The organism is Microcoleus sp. BM001215392, from assembly GCF_036700185.1.
Lineage (GTDB): Bacteria > Cyanobacteriota > Cyanobacteriia > Cyanobacteriales > Microcoleaceae > Microcoleus.
The window spans coordinates 1-5,872 of sequence record NZ_JAUBOJ010000427.1 but is presented as its reverse complement, the minus strand read 5'-3'; the positions used below and the strand labels follow the sequence as shown (position 1 = coordinate 5,872).

Here is a 5,872-nt window from a genome sequence, read left to right as displayed (position 1 = left end):
ATAAACGCAGATAATTTTAGGGTGTTTTCCGATTTTTGCAATTCAAGTCTATTGTGGATGTGAATCAAAGATTGTTGGTAAAACCCGCCCCTACAGGAATTACAATTAATTTACCCGACACCATCGAACTTATGACTTCCGACCCGAAGATTGGCCTTCCGTCGTAGCGATTTCCCCAGCTTCCATAAACTGCTTAAACCTGCGCAAATCATCAGCAATTTGCTGTTCGGGAGCTTCACCAAATAGTTTAGCAGCGCCCGCACCGATCGCACCGCCGGGAGGGTTGTATTCGATCACCACTTTCACCTCAGTACCGCGTCCTGCTGGTGCCGGTTGAAAGCGCACAAAACCCGAATTATCAACATCAGCCCCTTCCACAGACGCCCAAACAATTAAGCGATTTTCTTCTTCACCCACAATTTGTGCATCCCATTCTACACTATTGCCGATCGGCGCGCTGGCAATCCAGTGAGAACGCTTGTCATCTATTACCGTCACGTGTTTGAGATGTTTCATAAACCGAGGCAAATTCGCAAAATCGCGCCAGTAACGGTACAATTCCTCAGCCGGTTTGTCGATCGTCACCGTCTTTTCAACTTTAATGGTTTGATTCGCATCCGCAGCCGACTGTAAACCCTCCACAACCCCCAGCCCGCGCGCCGCCAAACCGCCACCCGCCACCGCCAGCAAAGCACCTCTGAGCGAACGCTGCGACAAACCAAACAGCACCAGCGCCCCCCCACCAATCAACGAAGCCCAGCGTTCGGTATCGCCGCTGTCAGTTTGGTTTTGTTTGTTAGAATTTGCGATCGAAGTAGATTCCATTGCTTTACACCTCGTCAGTCAATTTTAGATTTTAGATTTAGCCCACAGATGCAATCTGGGAGCTGCAACTGTGGTATACAATCTTGGGTTTTGCACCACAGAGAAAGCGGAGGCTTCCTTTTTTCGACCCGTCAATGAAGGAGTGAAAAATAGCAGCTAAAGGCGCCGCCAAAACAGTTCCCTCAAAACTTGAAATTAGGGGTGAGTGCATTTCACTAACCCCTGCAAGTTTTTTTGCGCATTTCAATCAACCTATTGCAGCAACTAATTGCCACAACAGCCACGCATTTGCTCCTAAATATAGTTGTCAACACCCAGCGTCAAAATCGCTAACACTCCCAGCAAATGACCCGCGCTCATGCAAGCCAGAAATGCGGGTACGCTAACATTGTTGAACAAAGCCGGGAAGGGCAAAGGCATTTTCGGCCCGACATGGGGATACCAAATTCTGCGGCTCAGAACTAGCAAGGCTAAAATATTGCAAACAAACATCACTAGCGGCTTTTGCCAATTTCCTAATGCTGCGTCAGTCACGGCAGACTCTACTACTGCCAGTAAATTTGAGTCGATCATCGTTGATGCTCCTATTTTTTATAAATTATCAGAGTTTCTCGGTGAGATTTATTGCCAAAAATACAGCAGGGGCGGGAGCCTTGACGCAATCAATATCTGTTTTCCTCTTAATATTCACTGCGCCACTGCCACCGCCCCTAACCAAAGTCATCGAATCACAGCAATAATTCTGTTAATGCCCTTCAAAAGTAAGGAAAGATATCAAGCAACCCGATCGCACTCGCTGCCCTTTGTATCTTTTAGCCTGTCTGGCAGTTGCGGCATTTCGTCATGCTGCCAGACAGGAAAGACTGCTCGTTATTAATGAGCGATGTAGGTAGGCAGAAAGTGCAGTATGTCGCGCAGAACGCTATATCCAGCCATGTCCCACAGCAAATAAGCTAAGAAGCCGATCATCGCTAAGCGACCATTCCAAAGTTCTGCTTGTGGGTTGAAGCCAAACAAAAATGCGTTCCGATCTTTGCCGTTGTAGGCATTAGCTGTTGGAGGTAAGTTAGTAGGGCGGGTTTCCATGTTTTTACATTCCTTAATAATGTTTCGCCTATCATCATAGCCAGCTAATTTCTAGTTTGCTATCTGCCTATTGGTACAAAATACACACAAGTCTAAAGGATGATTTTGAGACCCCAAATTATGTGTTAAGTTTTGTTAAACGAAATTATTTGAGCGATCGCCTGTATCGGTAGATACTAAAGACAACTGCAAGTTGAGATGCGTGCTATCAAAGGCGATCTCTGCTGGACGGCGCGACAAACAACGGCGCTGTTGACTCGACAATGCTGGCTCCGCACTCTCCCAGAAACAAAAAAACTACTAAATTTCAACTGCTGTCCCAGAACACGATCGCCCCAGAGTTAACTAAAATAGGAATTATAGATAGAACGATCGGGAGAAATAGTTATCGAAACCATCTACGGCAATCTTCAGGGTCTCAAGTCCAGCCAGCTCAAGCAACTCGAAAAGCTTTACCACCAGCGACTACCGGGCGATCGCATCACCACGGCCGAATTCGCCCAGCGCGTCGCCGCCATCAGCACCGAAATCGACAAACCAATCTGCACCTACATCAACCGCCGCGGACAAGTCATTCGCGTCGGCGTTGGTACGCCCCGCCAAACCCAGATAGCGCCCCTAGAACTGCCCCGCTACGGGGGAGGTCGCCTCAGCGGTATTCGCTGCATCGCCACCCACCTCAAGCCAGAAATCCCCAACGAAGCAGCCCTTACCGCTATGGCAATTCAGCGCCTAGACGCCCTCGTGTGGCTGACGCTGACCGGCGGAGGATTTCAACGCCGGGGCGGCGGTGCGACTGGTTACATCCAAGAAACTTATCTCGTTCACCTGATACCCCAAGGAGAGCGACCAAATTTTGAGTTTTCTGTGTTAAGCCCTAAGTTAGAACCAGCTTCAACTGATGAACAAGAGGAAATAGAAGAGCCTTTAATTCCCAACTCACAAATCAAAACTCAAAACTTTCCCTGGAAAATATCAGAACCTCTGAGTTTGGACGACCTCGCAGACCAAGACTTTCAGGAGTTGGTCGAAGGACTCGAAGCAGATTTTCAAGCAGAGTTTGTCGCTAAGCAGGTCGATGCAGACCAAGATAAAGTGCTGCTGGTTGGTGTCATGACTCAGAACGTGACACTGCTGGATTTTGAGGACGGACTAGCAGAAATCACGCGGCTGGTGGAAAGCGCCGGGGGTCAGGTACTCCAAACAGTGCGTCAAAAGCGATCGAACCCCCACCCGCAGACAGTCGTCGGCGAAGGCAAAATTCAAGAAATTTCCCTCACCGCTCAAACCATTAGCGCTAACCTCGTGGTATTCGATCGCGACCTCTCACCAGCACAAATACGCAACTTGGAAACTCAGATCGGTATTCGCGTAGTCGATCGTACGGAGGTAATTCTCGACATCTTTGCCCAAAGAGCTCGAACCAGCGAGGGTAAATTGCAAGTCGAACTCGCTCAGCTACAGTACAGCCTGCCCCGCCTCACAGGTCGCGGTCAAGCAATGTCGAGACAAGGCGGCGGTATCGGTACCAGAGGCCCTGGGGAAACTAAACTCGAAACCGAACGCCGGACGATCGCCAAACGCATTTCCAGATTGCAGCAAGAAGTCAATCAACTGCTGGCCCACCGCTTCCGGCTGCGACAAAACCGGCACCACATGGACGTACCCTCAGTTGCGATCGTCGGCTACACAAACGCAGGTAAATCGACTCTGCTCAACCTGCTCACCAATTCCCAGGTCTACGCCGCCGACCAGTTGTTTGCTACCCTCGACCCCACCACCCGCAAGCTGACGATTCCTGGCGCCCTTACCGGAGAACCTTTGTCGATCGTCCTCACAGATACAGTCGGCTTTATTCGCGAACTCCCCCCCTCCTTGATCGACGCTTTTCGGGCTACCCTCGAAGAAGTCACAGACGCCGATGCTTTGCTCCACCTCGTCGATCTCTCCCATCCCGCGTGGCAGAGCCAAATTCGATCGGTCATGAATATTTTGACAGATATGCCCGTAACTCCCGGGCCAGCCCTAGTCGTTTTTAATAAAATCGATGCCGTAGATGGAGATACTCTCGCCCTCGCCCGAGAAGAATTTCCTCAAGCCGTATTTATCTCGGCCGCCAAAGGTCTCGGGATGGAAGCTCTGCGCGATCGACTAGCTCAGCTCATTAACTACGCCCTCTACCCTCGGTAAATACTTAAATATTGCCTTTTAGTAGTTGACATTCCGGAATATACGTACATATACTGAGGACATATCTGGTCGCAACATGAGACTATAAAAGAGTAGTCGGATTGTGCATTGTCACTTAAAATACAGCAGAGCTAGTCTTCTAAGTGTTAAATAATCAATGTCAGGAGGCAGCAGTCAAGGTAAAAAGACTATTTGTTAATGCCCGTAACGGCTGTCAGTAGAGAGGTTGCCAAAAAAATATGTTGCTTCACTCCTTGCCAACCACCAAATAGTGGAAACCACGCTACCCTGCAAGCGAGGTCAAACAGAATAAAACGATCGAAGTGTTTGGGCGTTAGCCTCAAGCGCTATACTATCTTTTATCGGCGTCAGCGACAGAAAACATTTATAGATTTTGCTCGCTCTCAAATCCTTGCCCGCCGTGCAACGCTCATCCTAGCACTATTTCTATTCTCCGATTTAACCACTGTTTAACTAAATAGTTATGTGTACGCCACTGGCAAAACTAGCAATTGGACTCTCTGCCACAATGGCAACAGGGTTCTACTATCTAGCTGCCGCCCCTCCGGCTTCAGCAGCAGTCGATGTGTGCGGGCCCGGAAACTTTTCAAGTGCCTGCTTGCCTGGTAATGCCGCCGGCAGCCCGCAATCACCAGCAGCCAACGCACCAGCAGCAGCAGCAGCAGCAGAAGATCCTGTCGCGCCGCCGCTGGCATCACCAGACCCGCTACCCTTACCCTTGCCCGTAGCGCCATCACCAGACCCGCTACCCTTGCCCGTAGCGCCATCACCGCTGGCATCACCCGACCCGCTACCCTTACCCTTGCCCGTAGCGCCATCACCAGCACCGATAGTAGAACCACAAGCGCCCGTAGCAATTGAATCACCCGCAACACCGGCAGCACCGATAATAGAACCACAAGCGCCGCCCCCGGTACTCGCATCGCCCGAACCAACACCAGACCCGATACCGCTGTTGCCACAAGCGCCGCCGCCTATAGTCGCAGCACCTCCACCTCCACCCATACTGGCACCCCTGCCTAGCTTCACAAACATATACTCAAACGCCAGCTCTCAGAGAGCAACCTCTATCCCAGAACCGGGTACAGTAGTAGCACTCCTGGTAACAGGGGCAGGAATCATCTGTTCGGGCAGAAAACGAAACAAGCAGGTAGGTCAGGAACGGTAGGCGGGTCCAACCTGCTACTCGTTTTCACCAAGTCTCCGTTTCTTCAAGATCCGGTGTTTTTTTATTTTTAGGTTAAATTAAGTTAAATTGTATTAATAATTACATTACACCGGGCTAGCCCCAACTATATAAAAAATAAAATAAGATTGGTTAAGAGTGACATCCTCCCGATGCTGATGCTACGCATACCACAAGGGCTTCCCAAGATCGCTCTTGGAATCTTCGAGCTTCATCGCCAGTTGTCTAGACACTGTTTCCAATGCCCCCGATACCTCGGCTCCACTCGCAATTTCAACACCCGATAGACCACGGGCGCAAATCACTTGACCTGCTGCAACATCTCTTGGCTTGACCGACCCACACTCATGACAGTGATGAATCCGCACACTCAGATCCTTTTTCACCTTGGCTCCGCAGTCAGGGCAAGTTTGAGACGTGCCGTTCAGGTCAACCTTGCCATAGTAAACACCGCGCTTGAAACAAACCCACGGCAGTACTTGATTCACAAATTGACCCAACCCTGCATCCAGAGTATTATAAAACTTCATTAAGTTTGTAAGCAGTAGTAAGCAACGGTAGTAT

7 protein-coding genes are annotated in these 5,872 nt (G+C 49.8%); 1 reads left to right on the top strand and 6 read right to left on the bottom strand.

All coding sequences use genetic code 11. The features are described 5' to 3' along the window. Positions 1 to 129: 129 nt before the first annotated feature. The 4 genes from QT974_RS29750 to QT974_RS29735 all read right to left on the bottom strand — a co-directional run bounded on the left by QT974_RS29750 (position 130) and on the right by QT974_RS29735 (position 2,175). Positions 130 to 825, bottom strand: coding sequence for an SRPBCC family protein (locus QT974_RS29750; protein ID WP_333471988.1), 696 nt, complete (start codon positions 823 to 825; stop codon positions 130 to 132). Between the two features lie 294 nt (positions 826 to 1,119). Further along, positions 1,120 to 1,398 carry a photosystem I reaction center subunit PsaK gene (locus QT974_RS29745; RefSeq protein ID WP_333471987.1) on the bottom strand — a complete coding sequence of 93 codons (279 nt, stop codon included), beginning with the start codon at positions 1,396 to 1,398 and terminating at the stop codon, positions 1,120 to 1,122. Between the two features lie 300 nt (positions 1,399 to 1,698). After that, positions 1,699 to 1,911 carry a chlorophyll a/b-binding protein gene (locus QT974_RS29740; RefSeq protein ID WP_333471986.1) on the bottom strand — a complete coding sequence of 71 codons (213 nt, stop codon included), beginning with the start codon at positions 1,909 to 1,911 and terminating at the stop codon, positions 1,699 to 1,701. A gap of 135 nt (positions 1,912 to 2,046) precedes the next feature. Beyond that, the gene (locus tag QT974_RS29735) at positions 2,047 to 2,175 is read right to left on the bottom strand and encodes a hypothetical protein (protein WP_333471985.1); all 129 of its coding nucleotides are present in this window, start codon (positions 2,173 to 2,175) and stop codon (positions 2,047 to 2,049) included. 276 nt (positions 2,176 to 2,451) lie between these two features. On the opposite strand from QT974_RS29735, the gene hflX reads away from it, so the two are divergent. Continuing rightward, positions 2,452 to 4,101 carry a GTPase HflX gene (hflX, locus tag QT974_RS29730; RefSeq protein WP_333471989.1) on the top strand — a complete coding sequence of 550 codons (1,650 nt, stop codon included), beginning with the start codon at positions 2,452 to 2,454 and terminating at the stop codon, positions 4,099 to 4,101. A gap of 546 nt (positions 4,102 to 4,647) precedes the next feature. Here hflX and QT974_RS29725 read toward each other — a convergent pair. Together QT974_RS29725 and QT974_RS29720 are read right to left on the bottom strand one after the other, a co-directional pair. After that, positions 4,648 to 5,157 carry a hypothetical protein gene (locus QT974_RS29725; RefSeq protein WP_333471984.1) on the bottom strand — a complete coding sequence of 170 codons (510 nt, stop codon included), beginning with the start codon at positions 5,155 to 5,157 and terminating at the stop codon, positions 4,648 to 4,650. Between the two features lie 312 nt (positions 5,158 to 5,469). Beyond that, positions 5,470 to 5,872, bottom strand: a 403-nt coding sequence (locus tag QT974_RS29720; RefSeq protein ID WP_333471983.1) for a zinc ribbon domain-containing protein, incomplete at its 5' end; no start/stop codon positions are given.

Bases quoted from the DNA above. Each gene is read 5' to 3' on its own strand.
- QT974_RS29750 (WP_333471988.1), bottom strand. From the start codon at position 825: ATGGAATCTACTTCGATCGCAAATTCTAACAAACAAAACCAAACTGAC.
- QT974_RS29745 (WP_333471987.1), bottom strand. From the start codon at position 1,398: ATGATCGACTCAAATTTACTGGCAGTAGTAGAGTCTGCCGTGACTGAC.
- QT974_RS29740 (WP_333471986.1), bottom strand. From the start codon at position 1,911: ATGGAAACCCGCCCTACTAACTTACCTCCAACAGCTAATGCCTACAAC.
- QT974_RS29725 (WP_333471984.1), bottom strand. From the start codon at position 5,157: ATGTTTGTGAAGCTAGGCAGGGGTGCCAGTATGGGTGGAGGTGGAGGT.